This is a genomic window from Paenibacillus sp. BK720, assembly GCF_011761545.1.
GTDB lineage: Bacteria > Bacillota > Bacilli > Paenibacillales > Paenibacillaceae > Pristimantibacillus.
Window position 1 is genome coordinate 1 of the sequence record NZ_JAASRQ010000011.1, and the last position, 25316, is coordinate 25316.

The window sequence follows — 25316 nt, forward strand, 5'->3', positions numbered from 1 at the left end:
GAATGGTGTTTGACTTGCTCATTACTTGTTTTATCGCTTTTCCGTTATTTCTAACGGGGCAGTTTCGCTCGTTGTTCAGTTTTCAAAGAACAATTCTTTTTTCGTGTCGTTACCGCGTTTCTCAGCGGCGACAAGAGATAATATATCATGGACGTCTATAGGATTGCAACCCTTTTTTTAAACTTTTTTTACTGGATTTTTCTACCTGTAATTTCGCACATTTAAAGCATACCGGGACAGCTCTTTCGGAGATGCAATGCGGGCATACATACGGAAAATGATCTTGTACCGTCTGGTTATAGCTTGCTTAATATCTCCATCTAAACGGTTGTCATTCAGATCAAGCAGCATCTCATCCAATTCTTTGCGCAGGACGTAATCGAGTTCTTTGCATTCTTTGTCGTTGAATAGAATTCCTAGCATAACTAATGTGCGCCCTCCTAAGCTGTATTGGCCCTGCAGCTAAGTTTTGCTGCGGCAATCGAAAGCAAAAGCGGCGTCTTGCGATAACGCATCACGACGCCGCCTTACTGTTATGCTCAATTAATCGGAAAAATATTACAACGAACTTACCCAAACGCTAACTGTACTTTCGATAATCGCCGCAACAAGCAACGCTACCGTTAAAATAACGACCACCGGAACGGATCTAATCATGAAATATTCGATTTCCCGTCCGGATTTGCCCGCTTCCTTCCCCGGAATAACGATCCTTCCAATTGCCTTGAGCAAGAGAACGCCAAACTTCATGCCGTAAGCGCATGCCACCACAATCGCCGGAATCTCAATAATGCCGTGAGGCAGAAGCCCCAATACAACCGTAAGCATATCGCCCGTTCCCTGCGTCTCAGCCACATGCTGGAGCAGGAAGCCTACAACCATGCCGTTCAGAACAAGGAAGAAAATCGGGATGATCCCGAAGACCGCCCCTATATAGATGATGAAAATGGACTTGATCGCATTGTTTAAAAAGATAAAGACCATAAAGGCAAGCGTTGGATTCTCCGCATTATCCAGTGATTCCGCCACACTGCCGAGTGCCCTCAGCTGCTGCTCGAGATAATCGCTGAATGCGCTGTTAGTACCCCCGACGACAAGCCCTGCAAAAAACAAAATGAATCCAAACGCGATGTAGGGATTCATGATTTTGAAATGGGCTTTTATTTCAGACCAGCGAAACATGCCTCTCCCCTCCTTTTGCAACTTCTTGTTTATTCGGTTGAACAAGCATGAATATCTTGGATGTACGAGCATAGGATTGTACTAGAACAAGCTTCCAATAGAAAGGAGCCTTAACAGATGAACTTTTTTTATGTACTGAACGGACGAAAATTAAAACGCAACTTCCTTCTTGTTCTCGCACTGGTCTTCTCTGTAGGGGTTATTTACGCAGAAAGAGACAACATCACGGTATTCTCACCACAACAGCCGGCCGCTATATACAGTGTCCCTACGGATAAGAAAGTAGTAGCCCTGACATTCGACATCAGTTGGGGGGACAAGCGTACGGAACCGATTCTGAAGGTATTGAAAGACAAAGGGGTTACGCAGGCAACCTTCTTCCTATCCTCCCCTTGGAGCCAGTCCCATCCCGACATCGTCAAGGATATCGTGAATGACGGCTTTGAGATCGGCAGCCATGGCCACAAGCACGATAACTACAGTAAGCTTAGCGATGAAGAGATCCGTACGCAGATCACAACCGCGCATTCGATTCTCACCGACCTGACAGGCAAGCAGCCGAACCTCATCCGCCTCCCTAACGGAGATTTCGACAAACGGGTGCTCCGTATCGCGGAAGAGCTCAACTACAAGGTTATTCAATGGGATACCGACTCCATGGACTGGCTGAACATTGGAACGGACAAGATTATCAACCGTGTCGTAAGCCGTGCGCATAACGGAGACATTATTCTTATGCATGCCAGCGATTCGGTGAAGCAAACGCATGAAGCACTGCCTGTCATCATCGATGAGCTTCGCGCGAAAGGCTACGAATTCGTAACCGTATCGGAGCTGATTAACCAAACCGAGTCGGAAGGCCGTGCCGTACAGGACAAAACGACCTCTCTTACGATGCTTGGACTCGAGGATGCTATGGCAGCTGCGGATACTGGCTATTGATTATTACGCGACCGGCTTTGCGGATGTTGCAGAGTCGGTCGTTGTATTTTTATGAAGCAAGCGGTGCAGCATTAAGATTTGGTAAGCATTGCAGACAAACAAAGGGATAATCATAAAGACGATAGCCGAAATGTTGGTTTCCCCTTGCAGAGCCGGCCATGCTTCCACGAAGGTCACGAAGAACATCAGAAACGTGGTGGGCACAAATGCGCTTGGCTTTGTTTGCTTGATCTTGACGTAGGCAACTGCCAACGAGCAGACCAAAAGGACAAGCGGCAGTACCCAGAAGAACCAATTGTTGGTCCGCTGCTCGTAAAGCATGTAACCGAGGCCAAATACGGCAAATAACGTCGTATAACCCTGGAGAGCGTTCCAGAGATAGCTTTTGCGGAAAATGCTTAATGCAATGTAATTCAGGGTCAAGTATGCAAAGAACCCCATTTGGCTGAATGCGCCTATCAATAAGCCGACCATCGCCATCATAAAGGCGTTGAATCCGGCTGCCTCAAGCCCCATAAATCCGAAGGACTGGTCCGTCCATTGCATGATCGACCCGCTAACGATGGTAACGACAGCCCCGACGGCCATGCAGGTCCAAAAAAGAAAAAACCATCTTTTCAAATTCATAATTCCGTTATCCTCCTTCATGTTTGGCGAGGACTGTGCCATTGTAAGCACTTACCTGTGCCAACCATTATTTTACCACGTTCGTCATAAAAAGCTAACTGCGAAGCCATGATAATCCCGTGAACATTAACGCATACTACGTTTAAATTCAGCAATGGTAATCATAGAAGGGAGATCGTGGGAGCATGCGCATGCGATTGGCTTTATTAACGGCGCTTTCCGCCCTAACATTTGTCTTAACAAGCTGCGGTGCGGAATCTTCAGGAAGCAATAACCAACAGATCAGCTACAAGGATATGAAATCGATGGTTATTGACATCCTGAAAACCGAAGACGCTCAAAAAGCCTTGCAGGAATCCGCCCAGCAAATGTCCGGCTACAACGGCAGCGGAACCAAGCTGTTGTCTGTACAGGATCAAGAACAGGTACGCCTTGCGGTAAAGGATGTCATGGTTTCTCCGGAATATGACAAGGTTATCCGGACATTAATGACGGATACCCGTTTTGCCGGCGAATTCGCTAAAGCCGTAAACAAGCAAAATAAGGATATCCACAAGGAATTGATGAAGGACCCGACGTACCAGGAGCAAATGATCAAAGCGTTCAAAACGCCCGAAATGGACAAAATGATTCTCGAAGTGCTGCAAAGCACGCAATATAAAAAACAAGTCATGTCTCTAATGCAGGAATCGATGCAAAACCCTCTCTTCCGTCTGGAAGTTCTCGATCTAATGAAAAAAGCGGTACAGGAAGAGCTTAAACCTAAGCCGGACGAAAAGGTTGACAAGAAATCGCAAGAAGAAGGCGGCGGTGGCGATGAAGGCTCCTCCGACCAAGATAAGCAAGACGGCGAAGGCGGCGGTGAAGGAGACGGCTCGGATTCTTCAACCTAACCGTGATATAGATGAGATTGTCATTGCTGAACAAAAAGCCCGGACGGGGTCGAGAGCCTTTGCTCTCTCCCGGTCCGGGCTTTTCATTTCATAAATCATTGGGAACACTTTTGAATGACTTGTTCCGCAATATCCAGATATATCGCGCCCGTCTCGGTGTCAGCTTTATACACCGAAGGCGAGAAATCCGGCTCGGAGATATGGTTATCCGGCTGCCCCAACGGTATTTGGGCAAGGAGCTCGGCATGCAGGGATTCCGCAAGGCGGGCACCGCCGCCGCGCCCGAAGATGTACTCCGGCTCACCGCATTTGCTGCATTTGTAATAGGACATGTTCTCCACAACGCCAATAATCTCGTGCTCAGTCTTGATGGCCATAGCCCCTGCGCGGGCCGCTACAAAGGCAGCAGTCGCATGAGGCGTCGTTACGATAATCTCTTTGCTCTGCGGAATAATCTGATGGACGTCGAGCGCCACATCGCCCGTACCCGGAGGCAGGTCAAGCAGCAGGTAATCCAGCTCGCCCCATTCGATCTCGGCAAAGAAGTTGCGAAGCATCTTGCCCAGCATCGGCCCGCGCCATACGATCGGGCTGTTGTCTTCGACAAAGAAGCCCATCGACATGACTTTGACGCCAAACCGTTCAATCGGGATAACGCGCTCGTTCACGATCTGGGGGCGTGTCTCGATGCCCATCATATCGGGCACGCTAAAACCGTAAATATCGGCATCGATGATGCCGACGCGTTTGCCCTTGCGGGCTAAGGCGACCGCGAGATTGACGGTCACCGTCGATTTGCCGACGCCGCCTTTGCCGCTGGCGACTGCGATGAACTGCACCCCGCTGCCAGCGGCAAGCAGCGGGCTCTCGATCCCGGCCCCGTGCCCTTGCACGGGGCCGTTTGCCGCGGCCGGCCGGGCTTTGCCGCCGGCTTGTCCTTGCGGCGCGGCAGCTGCGCCTGCGCCGCCCTCCAGCGCGCGAAACCGGCAATGCACGGTTTCGGCGCCAGCCCGCGCGAGCGCTTCGCGCAGCGCGGTTTCCAGCGAGGGACGAATGTCCTCGCTGGCTGTCAAGACCGTCATCGATACCTGACGGTCCTTCACGACAACATCGCGGACGGCAACGGCGTCCGCGCTATATGGGGCCGTCACGGAACCGACGGCTTCCAGAGCTTGTTCACGTGTCAACATGAATGAGTCCCACCTTTATGTAAGAGAGTAGTTGTAGGTGTAAGCGTAAATAAAGCTGCTTATTTAAAATGATTATAACATATTAAGCGGGACATGTTTAATTGGCAGGTTCCGCCTCCATGTCCGATGCGGCGTCCGTCGCCGAATTCGCGCTCAGCTTTTCCCCCGAGGAATACCGGAGAATACCCTGATAGATCGAGGCGGCCACCTGCCGCTGGTAATTCGAATCGGCCAGACGCGCGGCTTCGCCCGGGTTGGACAGGAATCCGACTTCAACAAGCGCCGTAGGAATGTCATTCAACGCTTTAAGAAGGTACACGTTATTTTTATCCTTTACGGCTACCCTGCTCGTGTTCTCCAGATTGCGACGGATCTCGTTTTGTATAAACGTGGCAAGCACCTGGTTGTCCGGATGATTGGCAGGGTTAAAAAACGTTTGGGCTCCCGACCACTTCGCAGACGGAATGCTGTTCATATGAATGCTGACAACAAGGCTTGGCTTACTTTCCTTGATGTTGGCGACTCGCTGCAGCAAATCCTCCGTCTTGCGCTTGGAATACCCCTTCGTATCCTGCGCAGCCAGATCGTAATCCCCTTCTCTGGTGAGCAGTACAATAGCTCCCGCCTGCTGCAAATAATCTCTGAGGTACAGCGCAATCGCGAGGTTCAGATCCTTTTCGACTACCCCCTCCTTGCTTACCGCACCACCGTCAACGCCGCCATGCCCCGCATCGATCGCAATTGTTTTGCCCGATAAAGGCAGCGTCCAATAACTCCAGGTCCGGGATACCGGCTCGCTGCCTTGGGTAAGCAGTATCCAGGTCAACACAAGCGCTGCCATGCCGCCCGCAATGCGGAGCGCCCCTTTATAGGTCATCCAAACGACTAAACGTTTTCGGCGCATAAATAAAACCACCCCGTTTCCATACAAATGATCTCCTTATCATTTATATGGGACGAGGTGGTTGTTTATGATGGCCAAGCTGGAGTTGGACTCCTCTTAACCCTATTTATTAAAATGAAGCCGGCTGCTGTGCCATGCCTTCAATGAGAATCTTCGCGACTTCCGGACGGGAAAATTCCGGCGGCGGGCAAACGCCATTCCGCAGCAACGCGCGTACTTTGGTACCAGACAGCGTCAGGCGGTCTTCCTTGCCGTGAGGGCAAGTCTTCGTAGTCGCCATGCTGCTGCATTTCGTGCAGAAGAAGCTGTGCTCGAAGTATAGAGGCGTAATGCCAAGATCTTCGGCAGGGATCGTTTTAAGCAGCTCTTGCGCTTCGTATGTTCCATAGTAGTCGCCTACACCGGCGTGATCGCGGCCTACGATGAAGTGGCTGCAGCCATAATTCTTGCGAACAAGCGCATGGAAGATCGCTTCGCGTGGGCCTGCGTAACGCATAGCCGCCGGGAACACGCCTAATAATACACGGTCTTGCGGGTAGTAGTTCTCGAGCAGAGTCAGATAGCTCTTCATCCGTACGTTCGCGGGAACGTCATCGGACTTGGTCTCGCCCACAAGCGGGTTCAGAAAGAGAGCGTCAACGATTTCCATGGCTGTCTTCTGAATATATTCATGCGCACGGTGAACCGGGTTGCGCGTTTGGAAGCCAACAACAGTTTTCCAGCCATTTTCGGCAAATATGCGGCGAGTTTCCGACGGGTCGAAATAGAACTCTACAAAATTCTCAGGCTGTGGACGGTTCAGAACCGTGATGGCGCCGCCAACATAAGTAGATGGACGGGAAAGCAGCTTTTGAACGCCTGGATGCGCCAGATCGTCCGTCTTGAATACGTTAATCGCTTCTGCCTTCTGATCCACGGCGTAGATGCTCTCTACATCGATAATCGCGTAAGTAACGCCGTCTTCCCCTACGAGGGCAGCACGCGTGCCCGCCTGCAGCTCGGCAGCCTTTGCGTTTTCTACAGCGAGTGTAACCGGAATGCTCCACACCGAGCCGTCAGCAAGACGCATGTTCTCTACAACCGAGCGGTAGTCCGCCTCGTTCATGAAGCCGGAAAGAGGCGAAAACGCCCCAACGGCGATAAGATCCAGGTCAGATACGGCCCATTTATTAATGACGATCGTATTCAAATCCTTCGCTTCATTCAAAAGCGCCTCGCGCTGCTCGCCAGTAGCGAGACGATTAACAAGCTCGCCGCCATGCGGTAAAATCTGACTCATTGTTGTTAGCCTCCTTGGGTATGCGAAACCACAATTGCCGGCTGTTTGAAGTGCTTATCGATCTTATTTATGCAGACCGCATTCGGTTTTCTCTTGACCGGACCAACGTCCTGCGCGAGGGTCTTCTCCTGGCATTACTTGGCGCGTGCAATACTCGCAGCCAATGCTTGGGTAGTTGTTGTCATGCAGCGGATTGTAAATAACATCGTTCTCACGGATGTAATTCCATACGTCTTCCGAGGTCCAACCGGCAATTGGATTGAATTTAATCAAACCGAATTTTGTATCATATTCAACTTTCTTCGCATTGGCTCGCGTTGGAGCTTGGTCACGTCGAATCCCCGTAATCCATGCTTCGTATTTGGACAGAATTCTCGTCAACGGCTCTACCTTGCGGATGTTACAGCAAGCATTAGCGTCCGATTTCCACAATTCAGGACCATGCTGCTCAGCTTGCTCTTCGGGCGTAATCAATGGTTTAACTTGAACAAATGGAATGCCAGGGTAACGTTCAACCATTCGGTCACGCGTCTCGTAAGTTTCTTTGAAGTGGAAGTCTGTATCCAGGTAGAAAATATCTGTTTTCGGGCTGATTTTTTGCAGCATGTCGACCAGTACAACGTCTTCAGCGCCAAAGCTGCATGCAAACGTAATTCTAGGGAATGCTTCAACTGCATAGGCCAAAATCTCTTGTGGCGTTGCGTTTTCAAGCTCTTCCGCTTTTTGCTTAACCAATGCTTCTTTTTCGAACAGGTTCATGGTTTTGCCCTCCATTTGTAATTCCAAGTAAAATCATATGCTATTAAGTAAAGTATACGTTCTAATACTTAAATGATCAATAATAAGTTTTCACCAAAATGAAATAAAGTCCTGTCCATGTATCCAGTTGAACATGCACACTTGGAAAAACAAAAAAACACCTTCTCTGCAACCAGAGAAGGTGTTTGGTTCCGATATTAACGTTTCGAGAACTGTGGAGCGCGACGAGCAGCTTTGAGACCGTATTTTTTACGTTCTTTCATGCGTGGGTCACGAGTCAGGAAGCCAGCACGTTTCAGAGCTGGACGGAACTCAGGGTCTGCTTTGAGCAGAGCGCGGGAGATACCGTGGCGGATAGCGCCAGCTTGACCAGACATACCGCCGCCGTTAGCGATAACGATAACGTCGTAGTTATTCAAAGTTTCAGTCAGAACCAATGGCTGCTTAACGATCAGCTTCAATGTTTCCAGACCAAAGTATTCGTTCAGGTCGCGTTTATTAACAATGATTCGTCCTTCACCTGGCACCAGACGTACACGTGCAACAGAGTGTTTACGACGACCGGTTCCATAGTATTGTACTTGTGCCATGAAACTGTCCTCCCCTTATTAGCCGCGAAGTTCGTAAACTTCTGGATTTTGTGCTTGATGCGGATGCTCCGAACCAGCGTATGCTTTAAGTCTAAGCTTCATTGCGTTACCTTGGCGAGTTTTTGGCAACATGCCGTGAACAGCCAATTCGATAGCGCGATCCGCTTTTTTAGCGATCATTTCGTGAGCTGGCGTTACTTTCAAACCGCCAGAGTAGCCCGAGTGACGATAGTACATTTTGTTTTGCATTTTCTTACCGGTCAGAACGATTTTGTCAGCGTTGATTACGATAACGAAATCACCAGTGTCAACATGTGGCGTAAATTGCGGTTTGTGCTTGCCGCGGATCAGGCTTGCAGCTTCGCTAGCCAGACGACCAAGCGTTTTGCCTGCCGCATCGATGATGTACCATTTACGCTCAACTTCATTTGGCTTAGCCATATAGGTGGTACGCATGGATGATCCTCCTTATTTCCATTACAGTTAAAGTTTTATTAAACAACGTTTCAGAACGTAATTTACATTTGTTAATTTCAGGTGTTGCATGCCAAGTTTGCGACAATCTTAGTCGGGGCTGTGGGAGAGCCACTAAGAAAGCACAAGTTATATTCTACTATAGATAATGGCCTAAATCAAGAAGTTATTAAATGTAAATTACATTTCTTCCGGATATTCAACCTTCATCAGCATTAATCCGTGAGGCATCGCCGTAGGGCCGGCCAAAGAACGCTTGCGGCCTTTCAAAATGCGCGCCATATCTTCCGGCTTCAGCTTTCCGTGGCCGACATGAAGCAGCGTACCCATCACGATTCTGATCATGTTATAGAGAAATCCGTTGCCTGTCATATACATATGGAGCATTTGCCCTTCACGCTCGAAATAAGCCTCGTAGATGGTCCGAACATGATGCGGCTTAGTCGAGTGTATAGACGTAAACGATGTGAAGTCATGTTCCCCAACAAGGAAGCTAAGCCCCTTCTGCATGGCTTCGACATTAAGCGGTGTAGGATGATGGAACGCATAGCGCCGGTAGAATACATCCGGAAACTTCCCCATGTCAATCGTGTAGCGATACGTCTTCCGCTTTGCAGAACGCCGGGAGTGAAAGGCTTCCGGCACTTCATGCGCTTCGAGAATAACGATATCCTTCGGCAGGCGCGTGTTCAGGGCAATGGCCCAACGTTCCGCCGGAATCGTGGATTCCGTATGGAAGTTGAACACTTGTCCCATCGCATGCACGCCTGCGTCCGTTCTGCCCGATCCAAGGATAATAATATCCTCGCCGGTCAGCTTCTTGATTGCGAGCTCGATTTCCTGCTGGATGGTCCGTCCATAAGGCTGCGACTGAAACCCGTTAAAGTCGGTCCCGTCGTAGCTTACCGTCGCTGCTATATTCCTCATCCTTCATCACTTCCCCATCTGTTAACAACAAACGCAATTAACATTCAATCCCCTTAATCATTCAAAAGGGTGGTCCCTTTTCGGTCTCTCTCTTTTCTTTGCCTGTTTGAAAAGGTGTGCTATCGGGGAAGTCGTGTGCGGAATGAAAGGTTTTGTCCGGAGAAGCGTAGCGTTCGCCTTTGTTCACAGATTTCAACCGCTTAAGCGTGTTGTGATGAAGAAATCTGTGAACAACAGCGATCGGAGAACAAACCTTTCATGCAGCACATCTAACACTCCCATAGCTCTTTTCACTGCAGGCAATAAAAAAAGGTGGCCTCAAGGGTCCACCCTTTCTCACCGCGAAACGTAGCTCAACCGCTTAGAGCGGCGAGCTGATTACGCTTGTGTTACGCACGGTCAACCAGTTCCAGGTACACCATAGGCGCAGCGTCGCCACGGCGAGGTCCCAGTTTCAAAATCCGTGTGTATCCGCCCGCACGTTCCGAGTAACGGGTGGCCAGCTCGGAGAACAGCTTTTGGATTGCATCTTGCTCTCCATCAACAGTTTCACGACGAACGTATGCAGCTACTTGACGACGAGCGTGCAAGTCACCTTTTTTCGCTTTCGTGATCAGCTTTTCAGCGATAGAACGAACCTCTTTCGCTTTAGCTTCTGTTGTTTGAATGCGCTCATACAGGAACAGGTCAGTAACGAGGTCACGGAACAATGCTTTCCGCGCGCTAGCGTCACGGCCCAATTTTTGATATGCCATTTTGTTTTCCCCTCCCTTGCCTATAGTCTGTTCTAGATGTTCAAGCTACTACTCTTCCATGCGCAGGCCAAGGCCCAGCTCTTCCAGCTTCTCTTGAACTTCCTCGAGGGATTTACGGCCCAGGTTACGAACCTTCATCATGTCCTCTTCGGATTTCGTGATCAGCTCTTGAACGGTATTAATGCCTGCACGTTTCAAGCAGTTGTAGGAACGAACAGACAGATCCAGTTCTTCGATTGTCATCTCCAGAACTTTCTCTTTCTTGTCCTCTTCCTTCTCGACCATGATTTCCGCGTCTTTGGCTTCATCGGTCAATCCGACGAACAGGTCCAAATGCTCTGTCAAAATTTTAGCGCCAAGGCTTACAGCCTCTTCCGGTCTAATACTGCCGTCAGTCCATACTTCAAGCGTAAGCTTGTCGTAGTTGGTTACTTGACCAACGCGGGTATTTTCAACGCTGTAATTGACACGGGTAATTGGCGTGTAAATCGAATCAACGGGAATAACCCCAATCGGTTGATCGTCCCGCTTGTTACGGTCCGCCTGGACGTAACCACGTCCGCGATTGGCAAAAATTCGCAAATGGAGCCGCGCGCCGGAGGCCAAGGTTGCGATGTGAAGATCAGGGTTCAAAATCTCGACATCGCTGTCTGCTCGAATATCCCCTGCCGTAACGATTCCTTCGCCTTCAGCGTCGATTTCCAACACCTTTTCTTCATCGGAGTGGATTTTCAACGAGAGGCCTTTCAAGTTCAAAATGATCTCAGTTACGTCTTCGATCACTCCAGGAACCGTAGAGAACTCGTGAAGCACTCCGTCGATCTGAACGGATGTTACTGCCGCACCCGGCAGCGAGGACAACAAAATTCGGCGAAGCGAATTTCCAAGCGTCGTGCCATATCCACGCTCGAGCGGTTCTACTACGAAACGCCCGTAAGTTCCATCCTCATTCAAATCTACGGTCTCGATTTTCGGCTTTTCGATCTCAATCACTAATAGTACCCTCCTTCAAACGTCGCTCCGTTACCATTCGTATTGTTTAGTCAAATCTCGTAGTATGCCAAACCTTCACAACCATTATTCACAAGTTGTTGTTATTTGATACCACAGCGGATCCAACTATACGCGACGACGTTTCGGCGGACGGCATCCGTTGTGAGGAACTGGCGTTACGTCTTTAATCAGGTTAACTTCCAGACCAGCTGCTTGAAGCGAACGGATCGCTGCTTCGCGGCCTGCGCCAGGACCTTTAACCATAACCTCAACAGCTTTCATGCCATGCTCCATCGCTGCTTTAGCTGCTGCTTCAGCTGCCATTTGCGCTGCGAAAGGCGTGGATTTACGCGAACCCTTGAAGCCCAGGTTACCGGAGCTTGCCCAAGAGATTGCGTTGCCATGAGGGTCAGTGATCGTTACGATCGTGTTATTGAATGTCGAACGGATGTGTGCTACGCCCGACTCAATATTTTTCCGGTCACGACGTTTTGTACGAACGACTTTTTTAGGTTTAGCCATTGCCCTATTTCACCCCTTTATTATTTCTTCTTGTTAGCTACAGTCCGACGAGGACCTTTACGCGTACGCGCATTTGTTTTCGTACGTTGACCGCGAACAGGCAAGCCACGACGATGACGAACGCCACGGTAGCAGCCGATCTCAATCAGACGTTTAATGTTAAGCGAAATCTCACGACGAAGGTCGCCTTCCACTTTAACGGATTTGTCAATTGCTTCGCGCAATTTAGCAAGTTCGTCTTCTGTCAGATCGCGAACGCGAGTATCAGGGTTCACGCCAGTAGAAGCCAGAATCTTTTGCGAAGTTGTTTTGCCAATACCGAAAATGTACGTCAGGGCGATTTCAACGCGTTTATCACGCGGAATATCTACACCAGCAATACGTGCCATAAGCCATTGTCCCTCCTTTTATCCTTGTTTTTGTTTGTGTTTCGGATTTTCACAAATTACCATAACGTTACCTTTGCGACGAATGACTTTGCATTTTTCGCAAATCGGCTTTACCGAAGGTCTAACCTTCATTGTGAATTACCTCCCGAATCCTTCGAGAGCAAACCGCGAGGCGGCCTACTTCCGATAGGTGATGCGCCCTCTTGATAAATCATAAGGCGATAACTGTATAACCACTTTGTCCCCAGTCAGAATACGGATGAAATGCATTCTGAGCTTACCGGAAACATGTGCGAGAATTTGATGACCGTTCTCCAGCTCCACCTTGAACATGGCATTCGGCAGCGGTTCGATTACCGTACCTTCGACCTCAATGACGTCTTCCTTAGCCACCGTCATTCTCCTTTCGCATGTGCGTACTTCTGAATCACATAACGTAACTTGGCATTGGTCACCCTGCCCGTTTCAAGCAAGCTGCTTGTAACTTCGCTGCTTATAGCGGGTTGTAACTCGAGATGCAGAACGTTCTTTTTCTTCGGTTGATCAAACCTCCGCTTATCGCCATCGACGATCAGTACGAAGCGTTCGTCAACAATTTCAATAATAACAGCATAGCTGTTCTCATCTTTGCCCCGAAGCACCTTAACGATTTGACCGATTTGCGGTTGCTTATCCATAACAGATTACACCGACTGCGGTAGTTTCGTCAAAATTTCGAATCCGTCCTCCGTTACGGCAACCGTGTGCTCGAAGTGAGCGCACCAAGAGCCGTCTTCCGTTACGACCGTCCAATTGTCTTCAAGCGTGCGAACGTAACGTTCGCCGATGTTGACCATAGGTTCGATGCAAAGCACCATTCCTGGCTTAAGACGCGGCCCGCGATCCGGAATGCCGTAATTCGGAATTTGCGGTTCCTCATGGAGGTCCTTGCCAATACCGTGTCCGACAAATTCCCGTACAATCGAAAAGCCCGCCGCTTCGGCAACCTGTTGAACCGCATGCGATATTGTAAATAAACGAACATCTGGGCGGATCAGATTAACCCCTGCGTACAGAGACTCTTCTGTCACCTCAAGCAACCGCTTGACTTCATCCGATACGTTGCCGACCGGATAAGTCCAGGCCGAGTCGCCATGATAGCCTTTGTACTCGGCTCCAATGTCGATGCTTATAATATCGCCTTCGTTCAACTTACGAGGTCCGGGAAAACCGTGTACCAGCTCGTCATTTACAGAAGCGCAAATGCTGGCAGGAAAACCATTGTAACCTTTAAAGGATGGCTCAGCGCCTTGGCTGCGAATGTACGCCTCGGCCAGCTGATCGAGCTCCAGGGTCGTAACCCCGGGCTTTACCGCTTCAGCCATAATCCGGTGCGTCTCCGCTACAATGCGGCCGGCTTCCCTCATATATCGCAGCTCCGAATCGGATTTGCAAATGATCATTACAATGAACCTCGCAAGCAGGAAACAATCTCGGCCGTAACCGTATCGATTTCCTTCTCGCCGTCGACTTCGCGAAGTAGACCTTTACCGTTGTAGTAGTCAAGAAGCGGCGCGGTTTTCGAGATATACTCGTCAAGACGCGTTCCGACTTTCTCTTCCGTGTCATCCGACCGTTGGTACAATTCGCCGCCGCATTTGTCGCAGACGCCTTCTTGTTTCGGTGGGTTGAACATTACGTGGTATGTCGATCCGCAGGCTTTACAAATGCGTCTGCCAGTCAGACGGGCAAGCAGCAAGCCGCGGTCTACCTTCAAATTAACAACATGGTCAATGCTGCGGTTCAGTTCGGTAAGCATAACATCAAGCGCTTCGGCTTGCTGCAGCGTACGCGGAAAACCGTCAAGCAAGAAACCTTTATTGCAATCGTCTTGAGCAAGACGTTCTTTGACAATACCGTTCGTAATCTCATCGGGAACGAGCAAGCCTTGATCGACAAACTCTTTCGCTTTAAGACCGAGCGGAGTCCCCTGTTTCATCGCAAGACGGAATGCATCGCCAGTCGAGATGTGCGGAATGCCAAACTCTTCAACGATACGTTCTGCCTGCGTCCCTTTACCGGCCCCCGGAGGACCCATGAATAAAATGTTCATTCATTCTTCCTCGCTTTAAGCACAATAGGCTCGTGCGGGTTCCGTCCATCGCGCCTGCGACGTTACGGAATCCCGGTCGGAACCTATTGTTATTTATTGATAAACCCTTTGTAATGGCGTTTTATCAACTGGCTCTCAATTTGCTTCATCGTATCAAGCGCAACGCCGATTACGATAAGAAGCGAGGTACCGCCAAGTCTTACCGAAGCAGGCAATCCGGCGATTTCGCCGAACACCACTGGCAACAAGGAGATAACGGCCAGGAAAATCGCACCCGTCAGCGTAATCCGCGACAATACGCGAGTCAAATAAGAGGAAGTTGGTTTGCCAGGACGAATGCCTGGGATGTAACCGCCATTCTTCTTCATCTGATCCGCCATCTGAACCGGATTGATCTGTACGAATGTATAGAAGAACGTGAACCCGATGATCAGCAGAACATACAGTACCATGCCAAGCGGCTGCGTGTACGTCAGATTATGCATGATCCAATTCGCCCAAGCGGCACCAGACCAGAACTGGGCGATTGTTGCCGGGAACATCAATAACGAAATTGCGAAAATGACCGGAATAACACCTGCGCCGTTCACTTTCATTGGTATGTGAGTCGATTGACCGCCATACATCTTCCGGCCAACTACGCGTTTAGCATATTGAACCGGAATCTTACGGATGCCTTGTTGTACGAAGATTACCCCTACAATAATCAGTACAATCGCCACTGCGATCAGTACAACTTTGCCAATGCTCCAGAACATATTGCCGTCTTGCGACGCGAATTCTGTCGAATAGATCGTACGAATATGCTGCGGAATGCTTGCTGCGATAGCGGCAAAGATCAGAATCGAGATACCGTTGCCGATACCGCGCTCCGTGATTTGCTCGCCAAGCCACATCAGGAATGATACGCCCGCTGTCAAAACGAGAGCGATGAGCAAGTAATCGACAAAATTCGCATTAGGAACCATTTCGTAGTTGTATTGACGATTGAAGCCGATTGCTGTTGCAAAACCTTGCAATAAACCAAGGATTACCGTGCCGTAACGTGTAATCTGCGCGAGCTTTTTCTTCCCGTTCTCGCCTTCCTTCGCCCATTCAGCGAATTTAGGGATAACGTCCATCGATAACAGCTGTACGATGATCGAAGCCGTAATGTAAGGAGCGATACCAATCGCGAAAATGGAGAAGTGGTACAACGCACCGCCGGAGAACGTGTTAAGCAAACCGAACAGATTCACACCGGATTGGTCAACCTGTTTGAATACATCTTTGTCAACGCCTGGCGCCGGAATAAAAGCTCCGATGCGATAAACAAGCAGTATGAAAAGGGTGAAAAGGATCCGCTTGCGCAAATCCGCCACTTTCCAAATGTTGGACACGGTGTTAAACAATTAGATCACCTCGGTTTTACCGCCGGCAGCCTGGATTTTCTCTACCGCAGATTGAGAGAACTTGTTTGCTTTTACAGTCAATTGAACCTTAACTTCGCCATTACCCAAGATCTTAATGCCCGCCAAAGGATTTTTGATGATCCCTTGCTCAAGAAGAACTTCTGGAGTAACTTCGGAACCTGCTGCAAATTTGTTCAGCTCTTCAATGTTAACGATAGCGTACTCAGTGCGGAAACGGTTATTGAAACCGCGTTTCGGCAAACGACGGTACAATGGGTTTTGGCCACCCTCGAAACCAGGGCGTACACCGCCGCCGGAACGAGCGTTTTGACCTTTATGACCCTTACCAGATGTTTTACCGTTACCGGAGCCAATACCGCGACCTTTGCGCTTTGCCACTTGCGTGGAGCCTGGTGCTGGTGCGAGTTCATGCAATTTCATCGTTCTTGCACCTCCTTATTTATTTCTTATAGCAAGCGAGTTGCTTACACTTCTTCTACTTTGATCAAGTGGCTTACGGCATTGATCATGCCGCGAACAGCCGGGCTGTCGTTCAAAACAACGGATTGGTGAATTTTCTTCAAGCCGAAGGATTCAACAGTCGCGCGTTGTTTCTCGTTACGGCCGATCACACTGCGAACGAGGGTGATTTGCAATTTTGCCATCCTATTCCCCTCCTTAACCTAACAGCTCTTCGACAGTTTTTCCACGAAGCTTCGCAACATCTTCCGCGCGCTTCAGGCGGGAAAGACCTTCAAGCGTTGCGTTAACCATGTTCATGGAGTTCGAAGAACCAAGCGATTTCGTCAGGATATCGCCTACACCAGCCAGTTCGAGCACTGCACGAACAGGACCGCCGGCGATAACACCTGTACCTTTGGATGCCGGTTTCAGAAGAACTTCACCTGCACCGAAATGTCCAACTACAAGATGGGGAATTGTTGTTCCTACGAGTGGAACGTGGATCAGGTTTTTCTTAGCGTCTTCGATACCTTTGCGAATCGCATCAGGTACTTCGCCCGCTTTACCGATCCCTGCGCCTACGTAGCCTTTGCCGTCGCCGACAACTACGAGTGCACTAAAGCTGAAACGACGTCCGCCTTTAACAACTTTAGCAACGCGGTTGATGTGGACAACTTTTTCAGTCAGTTCTAACGTATTTGGATCTACACGCAAGTCGATTAACCTCCTTATAAGTAAATTCGACTAGAATTCCAGACCAGCTTCGCGTGCTGCTTCAGCAAGCGCCTGAATTCTGCCATGATACAAGTAACCACCACGGTCAAATACGATTTGGGATACCCCTTTCGCTTGAGCGCGTTTTGCGATCAATTCGCCAACTTTGCGAGCTGCTTCAACGCTGCCGCCGTTGCCGATAGCTTCTGCCAGTTCTTTATCCACTGTGGATGCGGATGCAAGCGTTACGCCTTGTACGTCATCGATCAGTTGAGCATAGATATGCTTCGACGAACGGAATACAGAGAGACGTGGACGAGCTACCGTTCCGTTGATTTTTTTACGAACACGCAAGTGTCTTTTCAGACGAGCCTTGTTTTTATCGCCTTTCGTAATCATTCAAGGTTCACTCCTTTCCTTCTGCCTTATACCGCTATTTTAAGCAGCCCAATCAGACTGCTTATTTCTTCTTACCAGCTTTACCTTCTTTGCGGATGATGCGTTCGCCTTCGTACTTGATACCTTTGCCTTTGTAAGGCTCTGGCTCACGAACGGAGCGGATTTGAGCAGCAACAGCGCCTACGCGCTCTTTGTCGATACCACGAACAGTGATTTTCGTATTCGATGGTACTTCGAACTCAATGCCAGCCTCGGGAACAATCTCCACTGGGTGGGAATAACCAACGTTAAGAACGATCTTATCGCCAGTTTTATTCGCACGGTAACCTACGCCTACCAGCTCAAGGTTTCTGGAGAAACCTTCGGTAACACCGCTCACCATGTTAGCGATGATGCTGCGAGTTGTGCCGTGCAAAGAACGATGCAATTTATTGTCAGAAGGACGTTCGACTACGATCTCGTTCTCAGCGATGTTCACTTTCATGTCTTTGTGAATTTCACGAGTAAGGGATCCTTTCGGTCCTTTTACAGTAATAACCGAGTTCTCCAAGTTAATGTTAACGCCGTTAGGCACTTGGATCGGTTTGCGACCAATACGGGACATTGTTACACCTCCAATCTTGTGACTAGTTAATTACCAAACGTAGCAAACGACTTCGCCGCCTGCTTTGCCTTGGCGTGCTTCTTTATCGGTCATAACCCCTTTGGATGTGGAAATGATAGCAATTCCCAGACCACCCAAAACGCGAGGGATTTCAGTCGATTTCGTGTAAACGCGCAGACCTGGTTTAGAAATACGTTTCAGACCAGTGATAACGCGCTCTTGGTTAGGGCCGTATTTCAAGAAAATACGGATAATCCCTTGTTTGTTGTCTTCGATATATTCAGCATCGCGGATGAAGCCCTCGCGTTTCAGAATTTCTGCGATTTGCTTCTTAACTTTCGAAGCGGGCAATTCCACGGTTTCGTGACGAACGACATTCGCGTTGCGAATACGTGTCAGCATATCTGCAATCGGATCAGACATAACCATTTGTGTTAACCTCCTTCCCGAACTAGGCTGATTACCAGCTTGCTTTTTTAACGCCAGGAATCTGGCCTTTGTATGCTAATTCGCGGAAACAAATCCGGCAAATTTTAAACTTTTGCAAAACAGAGTGCGGACGGCCGCAACGTTCACAGCGCGTATAGGCACGCACTTGAAATTTCGGTGTACGTTGTTGCTTCACTTTCATCGAAGTTTTTGCCACTTGGTATTACACCTCCTAGAAGTGGATTACTTCGCAAACGGCATGCCCATTTGGGTAAGCAGTTCACGAGATTCTTCGTCCGTTTTTGCCGTCGTGACGATGACGATGTCCATACCACGAACTTTATCAACTTTATCATACTCGATCTCTGGGAAGATGAGTTGCTCTTTCAGGCCAAGCGTGTAGTTACCGCGACCGTCGAATGCTTTCGTCGATACACCGCGGAAGTCACGTACGCGTGGAAGCGAGATGTTGAACAGCTTGTCAAGGAAGTAGTACATGCGCTCGCCGCGCAGTGTTACTTTAACCCCGATTGGCATGTTCTCACGAAGCTTAAAGCCCGCGATGGACTTCTTCGCACGAGTTACTACCGGCTTTTGACCGGAGATTTGACGAAGCTCGTCGACAGCGACATCAAGCACTTTGGAGTTAGCAACCGCTTCGCCAACACCCATGTTGATGACAACTTTCTCGATCTTCGGCACTTGCATTACAGTCGTATAGTTAAACTTCTGCATCAATGCAGGCGTAATTTCGTTAAGAAATTTATCTTTCAATCTTGCTGCCATTTTTTATGGACCTCCTTTCCTACAGTAACGATTAGTCGATCACTTCGCCGGAACGTTTTGCGACCCGGACTTTTTTGCCGTTGTCCAGCACTTTGTATCCGATACGAGTAACTTTACCGCTCTTCGGATCAATGTGCATCACGTTGGAAACGTGAATTGGAGCTTCTTGCTCGATAATTCCGCCTTGTGGGTTCACTTGGGACGGACGAGTGTGCTTTTTAACAAAGTTCACGCCTTCTACGAGTACGCGGTTCTCACGCGGATACGCAGCGATTACACGGCCTTTTTTGCCTTTGTCCTTACCGGAGATGACGATAACCGTGTCGTCCTTTTTAACGTGCAGCTTGTTGTTGTGCGATTCAAGAATCTTTTTCAGTCTTGGCATTGATTACACCTCCTGCTCACTAAGCTTTCAGGCTATATCGCGATCCCTGTTAAACCAGGGCACTTGTCTTAGATAACCTCTGGTGCAAGCGATACGATTTTCATGAAATCTTTATCGCGAAGCTCACGGGCAACAGGTCCAAAAATACGAGTACCGCGCGGGCTCTTATCTTCTTTAACGATTACAGCTGCGTTCTCATCGAATGCGATGTAAGAACCGTCTTTACGACGAACTGCACGCTTCGTACGAACGATAACAGCTTTAACAACGTCACCTTTTTTGACAACGCCGCCTGGTGTTGCTTGTTTTACAGAGCACACAATCAGGTCACCGATAGCGCCTACGCGACGGCCAGTACCGCCAAGAACACGAATACACATCAGTTCTTTAGCTCCGGAGTTGTCAGCAACACGCAAACGAGTAAATGGTTGAATCATCTCAACGTCCTCCTTCCGGGAAAATGCTCATTCACTGATTATAACATCTTAAAGGACAACTGCCACTTCAACAACTTCTACCAGTCTGAAGCGTTTGTCTTTCGAAAGTGGACGAGTCTCCATGATTTTCACGATATCGCCAATTTTCGCTTGATTGTTCTCATCATGCGCTTTGAACTTTTTCGTGTATTTGATGCGTTTATGGTACAGATCGTGTTTTTTGTATGTTTCAACAGCAACTACGATTGTTTTGTCCATTTTATCGCTAACGACTTTACCGATTTGAACTTTGCGGGCATTACGTTCGCTCATGTTCTTCCTCCTTCCTTAAACCTTGGTAACCCTAAGTCAAGAGTCAAGGACAGCTAAATTAGCTGCTGATACCGAGTTGTCTTTCATGCAAAATGGTTTTAGCGCGAGCGATATTCTTACGCACGTCACGAATACGTGTCGGGCTTTCCAGTTGGCCAGTAGCCAGTTGGAAACGAAGGTTGAAAAGCTCTTCTTTAAAACCAGCGATTTTTTGTTCAATCTCAGCAGAGGTTAGGTTGCGAAATTCACTAGCTTTCATTTGCTTCACCACCTACTTCTTCGCGTTTCACGAACTTCGTTTTGATCGGCAGTTTGTGGGACGCGAGGCGCATCGCTTCACGAGCGACTTCTTCGGAAACACCAGCCAGTTCGAACATGATCTTGCCTGGTTTCACGACTGCAACCCATTTCTCAACGTTACCTTTACCGCTACCCATCCGAACTTCGAGAGGCTTTTGAGTGATCGGTTTATGAGGGAAGATTTTAATCCACACTTTACCGCCACGTTTGATATAACGAGTCATTGCGATACGAGCCGCTTCGATTTGACGGTTCGTAATCCAAGTTGGTTCAAGAGCTTGCAAGCCGTATTCGCCGAAAGCTACTTCAGTGCCGCCTTTAGCGCGACCTCTCATATTTCCGCGTTGTTGCTTACGGTGTTTGACACGTTTAGGTACCAACATGATTAGTTGCCTCCTTCCTGGGGAGCTTTCTTCTTAGCTGGAAGGACTTCGCCGCGATAGATCCATACTTTTACGCCGATACGGCCGTAAGTTGTATGTGCTTCAGCTGTGCCGTAGTCGATGTCTGCGCGCAGTGTATGAAGCGGTACTGTACCTTCGCTGTAGCCTTCCGAACGAGCAATTTCAGCACCGCCGAGACGACCGCTGACAGCAGTCTTAATCCCTTTAGCGCCTGCACGCATCGAACGTTGGATCGCTTGTTTCAAAGCACGACGGAAAGAAACACGACGCTCCAGTTGTTGCGCGATGCTTTCAGCTACAAGAATAGCGTCCAGATCTGCTTGTTTGATTTCGGAAATGTTAATGTGAACTTTTTTGCCTTTAGTGATTTTGCCAAGCTCCGTACGAAGGCTTTCTACTTCAGAACCGCCTTTGCCGATAACCATGCCTGGCTTAGCAGTGTTAATCGTTACGTTAACGCGGTTAGCCGCGCGCTCGATCTCGATGTGGGATACTGCTGCATCCTTCAGTTTGTTCTTCAGGTATTCACGAATTTTCACGTCTTCCAACAGAAGATCGCCGAAGTCTTTGCCAGCGTACCATTTGGATTCCCAATCACGGATAATCCCGATACGAAGACCGACCGGATTTACCTTTTGACCCACACGTTATCCCTCCTTATTTTTCAGATACAACCAATGTGATGTGGCTGGTTCTTTTGTTGATCCGGCTTGCGCGTCCCATTGCACGAGGGCGGAAACGTTTCATTGTCGGACCTTGGTTCACGAATGCTTGCGTGATAACCAGTTTGTTCACGTCCAATTGGTAGTTATGCTCAGCGTTAGCAATAGCAGAGTTCAGCAACTTCTCCAGGATTGGGGAAGCAGATTTCGGTGTATGACGCAAAATCGCGATCGCTTCACCTACTTGCTTGCCACGGATCAAGTCCGCAACCAGCTGCGCTTTACGAGGAGCAATGCGTACGAAATTAGCGTGCGCTTTAGCTTCTGGCATGGATGAACCTCCTCTCATACATTAAAAAATAATTCAGGCAGATTATCTCTTACCTGTTTTCTTGTCATCGTCATGGCCTTTGTAGGTACGAGTCGGTGCAAACTCACCGAACTTGTGTCCAACCATATCTTCCGTTACATAAACCGGTACATGCTTGCGGCCGTCATAGACTGCAATGGTGTGACCGATGAATTGTGGGAAAATTGTCGAGCGACGGGACCAAGTCTTGATCACGACTTTCTTGTTCGTTTCGTTCAATTCCTCGACCTTTTTGAGCAGGTGGCCGTCGATAAACGGACCTTTTTTCAAACTGCGACCCATTTGGAGTCCTCCCTTCGCGGAAACGTAGCGCGACCATCGGTCACGCAGCTTGCAACCAAGCGATTATTACTTCGTACGACGACGAATAATATATTGGCTCGATGCTTTTTTCTTCTTGCGTGTTTTGAAACCAAGAGTCGGTTTGCCCCAAGGAGACATAGGGGATTTACGACCGATTGGAGCACGGCCTTCACCACCACCGTGTGGGTGATCGTTCGGGTTCATTACTACGCCGCGAACTTCAGGACGTTTGCCCATCCAACGGGAACGGCCGGCTTTACCGATTTTCACGAGTTCGTGATCTTCGTTGCCAACGGAACCGATTGTTGCACGGCAAGTGCTCAGAATACGACGAACTTCGCCGGAGGACAGACGGATCGATACATAGTCGCCTTCTTTACCAAGAAGTTGAGCTTCTGTACCAGCCGCGCGAACCAATTGTCCGCCTTTGCCTGGTTTCAGTTCGATGTTGTGGATAACTGTACCCACTGGAATGTTGATAAGTGGCAAAGCGTTACCGATTTTGATGTCAGCATCAGGACCGGAAACAACTTGATCGCCGACTTTCAGACCTTTAGGTGCGATGATGTAAGCTTTCTCACCATCAACGTAGTGAATCAGAGCGATGTTGGAAGTACGGTTTGGATCGTACTCGACCGAAGCAACTTTACCTACAACACCATCTTTTGTACGTTTGAAGTCGATGATACGGTATTTACGTTTATGTCCGCCGCCATGGTGACGAACTGTAATTTTACCTTGGTTATTACGACCAGCTTTTTTGAAAAGCGGAGCAAGCAAGGATTTCTCCGGTGTGCTTGTTGTGATCTCTTCAAAAGTCGAAACGGACATGTTACGACGAGCCGGGGAAGTCGGTTTATACTTTTTGATTGGCACTTTGTTTCCCTCCTTTTCTATACAGACGTTTCAAAGAACTCAAGCTCTTTGCTGTCAGCGCTCAGCTGAACGATTGCTTTTTTCCAATCAGGACGGTAGCCGTTGTACTTGCCGTAACGCTTCGGCTTACCTGCAACACGCATTGTATTAACGCTCGTTACTTTTACTTTAAAGATTTGCTCGATAGCATCTTTAATTTCGGTTTTGTTCGCACGAAGGTCAACTTCGAACACGTAGCGTTTAACCGCCATGAAGTCGCTAGTGCGCTCCGTAATAACAGGGCGTTTGATAATATCGCGAGGATTTTTCATTATGCAAACACCTCCTGTACTTTCTCTACCGCTTCTTTCGTGATGATGAGCTTGTCATGCACCAATACGTCCAGAACATTAATGCCGTCAGCAGCGACGAATTTCACGCCTGGGATATTGCGAGCGGACAATGCTACATTGTCATCATAAGCTGGCAAAACAACAAGCGCTTTGCGATCAGCTTTCAGGTTGTTCAAGATTGCTGCGAATTCCTTTGTTTTAGGAGCCGCGAATGCCAATTGATCAAGAACGACGATCTCGTTAGCGATCACTTTGGAAGACAATGCGGATTTAATCGCCAGACGGCGAACCTTCTTAGGAAGTTTAAAGCCATAAGAGCGCGGAGTCGGTCCAAATACTGTACCGCCGCCAACCCATTGTGGCGAACGAATGCTACCTTGACGAGCACGGCCAGTACCTTTTTGTTTCCAAGGCTTACGACCGCCGCCGCGTACTTCGGAGCGTCCTTTTGTTTTGTGCGTGCCTGCACGCTCAGCAGCTTGCTGAAGCAGTACAGCGCTATGCAGAACATGAGAGTTAGGCTCGATACCGAATACGCTGTCGGCCAATTCGATTTCACCAACTTCAGAGCCACTCACGTTAAATACTGTAACTTTAGGCATTTCTTGTTCCTCCTTTCTTGTAAGCAATTAGTTCTTAACTGTTTGTTTTACTTTTACGAAACCGTTTTTAGGACCTGGAATGGAGCCTTTAACAAGGATCACATTGCGCTCAGCGTCTACACGGATAATTTCGAGTTTTTGAATCGTAACTGTCTCATGACCCATGTGACCAGGAAGGTGTTTCCCTTTTGGTACGCGGTTCGCTTGAATCGAACCCATGGAACCAGGACCACGATGGTAACGGGAACCGTGAGCCATAGGACCCGTGCTTTGTCCCCAACGTTTGATAACGCCGGCGAAGCCTTTACCTTTCGAAATACCTGTTACGTCAACAAACTCGCCCTCTGCGAACAAATCAGCCTTCACTTCTTGGCCAACTTCATATTCGCCCAAGTTAATTCCGCGAATTTCACGAACGTAGCGCTTAGGAGCTGCATTAGCTTTCTTTGCGTGGCCGATTTCCGGCTTGATCGCTCTAGCTTCTTTCTTATCGGAGAAACCGAGTTGTACGGCTTCATAACCATCGTTCTCTTGATCTTTCTTCTGGAGAACTACACAAGGACCAGCTTCGATAACCGTTACAGGAACGACGTTACCTTCAGCGGTAAACACTTGCGTCATACCAAGTTTTTTCCCTAAGATACCTTTCATGTTGACACCTCTTTTCCTTTCAATGATCAGTTATGCTTATTACAGTTTGATTTCGATATCTACACCGGATGGTAAATCCAGGCGCATCAACGCATCAACCGTTTGCGGCGTTGGGTTAACAATATCGATCAAGCGTTTATGTGTACGCATTTCGAATTGCTCCCGGGAATCCTTGTACTTGTGCACCGCACGGAGAATTGTGATGACTTGCTTTTCCGTAGGAAGCGGAATCGGCCCGGATACGCCTGCACCGGAACGTTTTGCTGTTTCCACGATTTTCTCAGCGGATTGATCAAGAATTCTGTGATCGTATGCTTTCAAGCGAATACGAATCTTTTGCTTTGCCATATAAGTCCCTCCTTCTATCGCCCAATTTATT

Annotated in this window: 43 protein-coding genes; 2 read left to right on the forward strand and 41 right to left on the reverse strand. The window is 48.7% G+C overall.

The features are described 5' to 3' along the window. Positions 1 to 201 precede the first annotated feature (201 nt). Positions 202 to 423, reverse strand: coding sequence for a hypothetical protein (locus tag FHT67_RS28105; RefSeq protein ID WP_015847185.1), 222 nt, complete (start codon positions 421 to 423; stop codon positions 202 to 204). Positions 424 to 558: 135 nt separating this feature from the next. Then, a complete protein-coding gene (locus FHT67_RS28110) occupies positions 559 to 1182 on the reverse strand; it encodes a stage II sporulation protein M (protein ID WP_132313357.1) in 624 nt (207 codons plus the stop codon). A gap of 117 nt (positions 1183 to 1299) precedes the next feature. Between FHT67_RS28110 and pdaB the strand changes: the two genes are divergently transcribed. Next, positions 1300 to 2124 (forward strand): polysaccharide deacetylase family sporulation protein PdaB, encoded by an 825-nt coding sequence (gene pdaB / locus FHT67_RS28115; protein ID WP_132313355.1) that lies wholly within the window; start codon positions 1300 to 1302, stop codon positions 2122 to 2124. Positions 2125 to 2127: 3 nt separating this feature from the next. Here pdaB and FHT67_RS28120 read toward each other — a convergent pair whose 3' ends face one another. Then, positions 2128 to 2751, reverse strand: a complete 624-nt coding sequence (locus tag FHT67_RS28120; protein ID WP_165930844.1) for a KinB-signaling pathway activation protein — start codon at positions 2749 to 2751, stop codon at positions 2128 to 2130. Between the two features lie 185 nt (positions 2752 to 2936). Here FHT67_RS28120 and gerD point away from each other — a divergent pair, with 185 nt between their 5' ends. Further along, on the forward strand, positions 2937 to 3644 hold the full coding sequence (gerD, locus tag FHT67_RS28125; protein WP_347813066.1) for a spore germination lipoprotein GerD: 708 nt from the start codon (positions 2937 to 2939) through the stop codon (positions 3642 to 3644). A gap of 95 nt (positions 3645 to 3739) precedes the next feature. Here the strand turns inward: gerD and FHT67_RS28130 are convergent, their stop codons facing one another. The 38 genes from FHT67_RS28130 to rpsJ all read right to left on the reverse strand — a co-directional run bounded on the left by FHT67_RS28130 (position 3740) and on the right by rpsJ (position 25285). After that, positions 3740 to 4834 carry an Mrp/NBP35 family ATP-binding protein gene (locus FHT67_RS28130; protein WP_167202032.1) on the reverse strand — a complete coding sequence of 365 codons (1095 nt, stop codon included), beginning with the start codon at positions 4832 to 4834 and terminating at the stop codon, positions 3740 to 3742. A gap of 97 nt (positions 4835 to 4931) precedes the next feature. Next, complete coding sequence (gene cwlD / locus FHT67_RS28135; RefSeq protein ID WP_481856741.1) at positions 4932 to 5711, reverse strand: N-acetylmuramoyl-L-alanine amidase CwlD; 780 nt, start codon at positions 5709 to 5711, stop codon at positions 4932 to 4934. 136 nt (positions 5712 to 5847) lie between these two features. Continuing rightward, entirely contained in the window at positions 5848 to 7017 is a 1170-nt protein-coding gene (sat, locus tag FHT67_RS28140) for a sulfate adenylyltransferase (protein WP_167202034.1), read from the reverse strand. Between the two features lie 63 nt (positions 7018 to 7080). Continuing rightward, entirely contained in the window at positions 7081 to 7776 is a 696-nt protein-coding gene (locus tag FHT67_RS28145) for a phosphoadenylyl-sulfate reductase (protein ID WP_167202035.1), read from the reverse strand. A 197-nt stretch (positions 7777 to 7973) separates the two neighbouring features. Continuing rightward, a complete protein-coding gene (gene rpsI / locus FHT67_RS28150; protein WP_015847193.1) occupies positions 7974 to 8366 on the reverse strand; it encodes a 30S ribosomal protein S9 in 393 nt (130 codons plus the stop codon). 18 nt (positions 8367 to 8384) lie between these two features. Further along, entirely contained in the window at positions 8385 to 8822 is a 438-nt protein-coding gene (gene rplM / locus FHT67_RS28155; protein ID WP_132313346.1) for a 50S ribosomal protein L13, read from the reverse strand. A gap of 198 nt (positions 8823 to 9020) precedes the next feature. Next, complete coding sequence (gene truA / locus FHT67_RS28160; RefSeq protein WP_167202036.1) at positions 9021 to 9767, reverse strand: tRNA pseudouridine(38-40) synthase TruA; 747 nt, start codon at positions 9765 to 9767, stop codon at positions 9021 to 9023. 389 nt (positions 9768 to 10156) lie between these two features. Beyond that, entirely contained in the window at positions 10157 to 10522 is a 366-nt protein-coding gene (gene rplQ / locus FHT67_RS28165; protein ID WP_091190749.1) for a 50S ribosomal protein L17, read from the reverse strand. Between the two features lie 48 nt (positions 10523 to 10570). Continuing rightward, entirely contained in the window at positions 10571 to 11515 is a 945-nt protein-coding gene (locus tag FHT67_RS28170) for a DNA-directed RNA polymerase subunit alpha (RefSeq protein WP_015847197.1), read from the reverse strand. A 126-nt stretch (positions 11516 to 11641) separates the two neighbouring features. After that, positions 11642 to 12037, reverse strand: coding sequence for a 30S ribosomal protein S11 (rpsK, locus tag FHT67_RS28175; protein WP_015847198.1), 396 nt, complete (start codon positions 12035 to 12037; stop codon positions 11642 to 11644). A 20-nt stretch (positions 12038 to 12057) separates the two neighbouring features. Beyond that, entirely contained in the window at positions 12058 to 12426 is a 369-nt protein-coding gene (rpsM, locus tag FHT67_RS28180) for a 30S ribosomal protein S13 (protein ID WP_015847199.1), read from the reverse strand. 18 nt (positions 12427 to 12444) lie between these two features. Further along, positions 12445 to 12558 (reverse strand): 50S ribosomal protein L36, encoded by a 114-nt coding sequence (gene rpmJ / locus FHT67_RS28185; RefSeq protein ID WP_003333770.1) that lies wholly within the window; start codon positions 12556 to 12558, stop codon positions 12445 to 12447. 45 nt (positions 12559 to 12603) lie between these two features. Further along, on the reverse strand, positions 12604 to 12819 hold the full coding sequence (infA, locus tag FHT67_RS28190; protein WP_015847200.1) for a translation initiation factor IF-1: 216 nt from the start codon (positions 12817 to 12819) through the stop codon (positions 12604 to 12606). Positions 12820 to 12821: 2 nt separating this feature from the next. Continuing rightward, positions 12822 to 13103 (reverse strand): KOW domain-containing RNA-binding protein, encoded by a 282-nt coding sequence (locus FHT67_RS28195; protein WP_015847201.1) that lies wholly within the window; start codon positions 13101 to 13103, stop codon positions 12822 to 12824. Between the two features lie 6 nt (positions 13104 to 13109). Beyond that, positions 13110 to 13868: a type I methionyl aminopeptidase gene (gene map / locus FHT67_RS28200; protein ID WP_132313342.1), complete on the reverse strand. Its 759-nt coding sequence runs from the start codon at positions 13866 to 13868 to the stop codon at positions 13110 to 13112. Continuing rightward, positions 13868 to 14518, reverse strand: a complete 651-nt coding sequence (locus FHT67_RS28205; protein ID WP_167202037.1) for an adenylate kinase — start codon at positions 14516 to 14518, stop codon at positions 13868 to 13870. Before FHT67_RS28205 ends, map begins: the two co-directional genes overlap by 1 nt. 89 nt (positions 14519 to 14607) lie before the next feature. Further along, positions 14608 to 15909: a preprotein translocase subunit SecY gene (gene secY / locus FHT67_RS28210; RefSeq protein WP_167202038.1), complete on the reverse strand. Its 1302-nt coding sequence runs from the start codon at positions 15907 to 15909 to the stop codon at positions 14608 to 14610. Further along, positions 15910 to 16350 carry a 50S ribosomal protein L15 gene (rplO, locus tag FHT67_RS28215; RefSeq protein WP_015847205.1) on the reverse strand — a complete coding sequence of 147 codons (441 nt, stop codon included), beginning with the start codon at positions 16348 to 16350 and terminating at the stop codon, positions 15910 to 15912. It abuts the gene before it with no gap. A gap of 44 nt (positions 16351 to 16394) precedes the next feature. Beyond that, entirely contained in the window at positions 16395 to 16574 is a 180-nt protein-coding gene (gene rpmD / locus FHT67_RS28220; RefSeq protein ID WP_015847206.1) for a 50S ribosomal protein L30, read from the reverse strand. 13 nt (positions 16575 to 16587) lie between these two features. Continuing rightward, complete coding sequence (gene rpsE, locus FHT67_RS28225; protein WP_015847207.1) at positions 16588 to 17085, reverse strand: 30S ribosomal protein S5; 498 nt, start codon at positions 17083 to 17085, stop codon at positions 16588 to 16590. A 30-nt stretch (positions 17086 to 17115) separates the two neighbouring features. Further along, complete coding sequence (gene rplR, locus FHT67_RS28230; RefSeq protein ID WP_132313336.1) at positions 17116 to 17484, reverse strand: 50S ribosomal protein L18; 369 nt, start codon at positions 17482 to 17484, stop codon at positions 17116 to 17118. Positions 17485 to 17545: 61 nt separating this feature from the next. Further along, entirely contained in the window at positions 17546 to 18088 is a 543-nt protein-coding gene (gene rplF, locus FHT67_RS28235; RefSeq protein ID WP_132313334.1) for a 50S ribosomal protein L6, read from the reverse strand. 30 nt (positions 18089 to 18118) lie between these two features. Next, positions 18119 to 18517 carry a 30S ribosomal protein S8 gene (gene rpsH, locus FHT67_RS28240; protein ID WP_015847210.1) on the reverse strand — a complete coding sequence of 133 codons (399 nt, stop codon included), beginning with the start codon at positions 18515 to 18517 and terminating at the stop codon, positions 18119 to 18121. A gap of 31 nt (positions 18518 to 18548) precedes the next feature. After that, positions 18549 to 18734: a type Z 30S ribosomal protein S14 gene (locus FHT67_RS28245; protein ID WP_015847211.1), complete on the reverse strand. Its 186-nt coding sequence runs from the start codon at positions 18732 to 18734 to the stop codon at positions 18549 to 18551. 26 nt (positions 18735 to 18760) lie between these two features. Further along, positions 18761 to 19303 (reverse strand): 50S ribosomal protein L5, encoded by a 543-nt coding sequence (gene rplE, locus FHT67_RS28250; protein ID WP_091190722.1) that lies wholly within the window; start codon positions 19301 to 19303, stop codon positions 18761 to 18763. A 31-nt stretch (positions 19304 to 19334) separates the two neighbouring features. After that, entirely contained in the window at positions 19335 to 19688 is a 354-nt protein-coding gene (rplX, locus tag FHT67_RS28255) for a 50S ribosomal protein L24 (protein WP_208403667.1), read from the reverse strand. A gap of 68 nt (positions 19689 to 19756) precedes the next feature. After that, the gene (rplN, locus tag FHT67_RS28260) at positions 19757 to 20125 is read right to left on the reverse strand and encodes a 50S ribosomal protein L14 (protein WP_015847214.1); all 369 of its coding nucleotides are present in this window, start codon (positions 20123 to 20125) and stop codon (positions 19757 to 19759) included. Positions 20126 to 20173: 48 nt separating this feature from the next. Continuing rightward, complete coding sequence (rpsQ, locus tag FHT67_RS28265; RefSeq protein WP_015847215.1) at positions 20174 to 20437, reverse strand: 30S ribosomal protein S17; 264 nt, start codon at positions 20435 to 20437, stop codon at positions 20174 to 20176. Positions 20438 to 20495: 58 nt separating this feature from the next. Beyond that, positions 20496 to 20696, reverse strand: a complete 201-nt coding sequence (rpmC, locus tag FHT67_RS28270) for a 50S ribosomal protein L29 (RefSeq protein WP_091190718.1) — start codon at positions 20694 to 20696, stop codon at positions 20496 to 20498. Then, entirely contained in the window at positions 20686 to 21120 is a 435-nt protein-coding gene (gene rplP / locus FHT67_RS28275; RefSeq protein WP_015847217.1) for a 50S ribosomal protein L16, read from the reverse strand. The genes rpmC and rplP overlap by 11 nt, the downstream gene beginning before the upstream one ends. A gap of 2 nt (positions 21121 to 21122) precedes the next feature. Then, entirely contained in the window at positions 21123 to 21785 is a 663-nt protein-coding gene (rpsC, locus tag FHT67_RS28280) for a 30S ribosomal protein S3 (RefSeq protein WP_015847218.1), read from the reverse strand. A 13-nt stretch (positions 21786 to 21798) separates the two neighbouring features. Continuing rightward, a complete protein-coding gene (rplV, locus tag FHT67_RS28285; RefSeq protein ID WP_015847219.1) occupies positions 21799 to 22134 on the reverse strand; it encodes a 50S ribosomal protein L22 in 336 nt (111 codons plus the stop codon). 42 nt (positions 22135 to 22176) lie between these two features. Further along, complete coding sequence (rpsS, locus tag FHT67_RS28290; protein WP_127497498.1) at positions 22177 to 22455, reverse strand: 30S ribosomal protein S19; 279 nt, start codon at positions 22453 to 22455, stop codon at positions 22177 to 22179. Positions 22456 to 22521: 66 nt separating this feature from the next. Next, positions 22522 to 23352 (reverse strand): 50S ribosomal protein L2, encoded by an 831-nt coding sequence (rplB, locus tag FHT67_RS28295; RefSeq protein ID WP_132313332.1) that lies wholly within the window; start codon positions 23350 to 23352, stop codon positions 22522 to 22524. A 17-nt stretch (positions 23353 to 23369) separates the two neighbouring features. Further along, positions 23370 to 23663, reverse strand: coding sequence for a 50S ribosomal protein L23 (gene rplW / locus FHT67_RS28300; RefSeq protein WP_127497493.1), 294 nt, complete (start codon positions 23661 to 23663; stop codon positions 23370 to 23372). After that, on the reverse strand, positions 23663 to 24286 hold the full coding sequence (rplD, locus tag FHT67_RS28305; RefSeq protein WP_132313330.1) for a 50S ribosomal protein L4: 624 nt from the start codon (positions 24284 to 24286) through the stop codon (positions 23663 to 23665). The genes rplW and rplD overlap by 1 nt, the downstream gene beginning before the upstream one ends. Positions 24287 to 24313: 27 nt before the next feature. Then, positions 24314 to 24937 carry a 50S ribosomal protein L3 gene (gene rplC / locus FHT67_RS28310; protein WP_132313328.1) on the reverse strand — a complete coding sequence of 208 codons (624 nt, stop codon included), beginning with the start codon at positions 24935 to 24937 and terminating at the stop codon, positions 24314 to 24316. Positions 24938 to 24976: 39 nt separating this feature from the next. After that, positions 24977 to 25285, reverse strand: coding sequence for a 30S ribosomal protein S10 (gene rpsJ / locus FHT67_RS28315; protein ID WP_006676490.1), 309 nt, complete (start codon positions 25283 to 25285; stop codon positions 24977 to 24979). Between the last annotated feature and the right edge of the window lie 31 nt (positions 25286 to 25316).